Source organism: Pontimicrobium sp. MEBiC01747, from assembly GCF_053601635.1.
In genome coordinates this window covers 1-1406 of the sequence record NZ_JBSHNS010000367.1, presented here as the reverse complement: position 1 = coordinate 1406, position 1406 = coordinate 1, and the positions used below count along the sequence as shown (strand labels likewise).

Genomic DNA, 1406 nt, shown 5'->3' with positions numbered 1-1406 from the left:
GTTTTAGTGATTGTGCTATATTACGAGTTATACATAATAAATTTACTTTATTTTTATGTATGTAATTAGGAATGTTTGAACTGGATTTTGCAGAATCATCAAATTCAAAAACAATAGTTTTTTGTAGTTTAGAATTTGAGGTTTTAGAAGCTGTATTTTCTATAGCTTTACTAACCGTTTTAAAAACTTTAAAAGGTTTGTTTGTTTTGTTCTTTAAATTTTCTGCGATACTTAGCTTGTTTTTAAGCGTAATCTCTTCAATAAAACCTATGGAAGGGTCATTAAATGTGGCTAAAGTTGTTTCGGTACCAGAAATTAAAAGTTCTATGTTATGGTTTTTTAATAAATGCTTAGTAAGCCCGTCACCTAAAGCATTAATAAGCTTTGGTTTTCTTTTACCAATAACCACAATATCTGGTTGTATGCTATTTATGTAGTTTTTAACTTCATTAATGACATTTCCAAAAGTAAAATGATGCTTTATAGATAGATTTGTAGTATTAGAAAAAGAAGCAATACGCTGTTTTATTTCCTTTTTACTATCACGCTCTATATCACTCATGTCTCTCATTACCGCTAATTGGTTGCTAGATTTGGTAGCATCTGTAGGGGGTTTTATATGTAAAATATCTACAGAGCCATTTATAGTTTGGGCTAAATTAATAGCATTATTTAAGGCTATATCTGCAGCTTTACTCTCATTAAATAAAACAAGTAGTTTATATTTTGAATTTGGTTTATGCATAGTGCTAAATAGTTTAAGCGCTTTTTGGACGCAGTTTAAAAAATTGAATAAAGCTTTCTGGGTTTTCTACAATGCCTCTTTCTGAAATTAATTGAATATCGATATTTCTATTTCTAGCCTTTTCAGAGAAATCTTCTAAAATTTCTATAATATCATTATCTAAATATCTTGTTTTTCTAACATCTAACTCTAAATAAGTATCTCTAGGAAGGCTATCTAGCTCTTTTAAAATAGCACCTTTGTTGAAAAAAGTTACTTCTTCTGCAAGGGTCATTTTTATTTTGTGCTTTCCGTTACTTTTATCTTCAATATGTAAAAAGTGAGAGTTTTGGAAACTTTTAATTAGTACAACCACAATACCTACAGCTAAACCAACAGCGATACCTAATAGTAGGTTTGTAAATACAATACCAATAACAGTAACAACAAAAGGTACAAATTGTTTCCAACCTTTATTATACATAATTTTAAATAAGGCAGGTTTTGCTAATTTATAACCAACAATTAATAATATAGCGGCTAAAACAGCTAAAGGAATTTTATTTAATAATCTAGGAATTAATATAACAGAAATTAATAATAAGAAACCGTGAATAATAGCAGACATTTTTGTTTTTCCTCCAGATTGTATGTTAGCAGAACTACGAACAATAACTTGAGT

2 protein-coding genes are annotated in these 1406 nt (G+C 28.4%); both read right to left on the bottom strand.

Features of this window, described 5'->3' with window-relative positions; all coding sequences use genetic code 11:
• Positions 1-745 (bottom strand): universal stress protein (locus ACVC2P_RS11935; protein ID WP_452598697.1); only part of this gene is annotated, 745 nt, incomplete at its 3' end.
• Positions 746-758: 13 nt separating this feature from the next.
• A partial coding sequence (locus tag ACVC2P_RS11930; RefSeq protein ID WP_452598696.1) for a SulP family inorganic anion transporter occupies positions 759-1406 on the bottom strand: 648 nt, incomplete at its 5' end.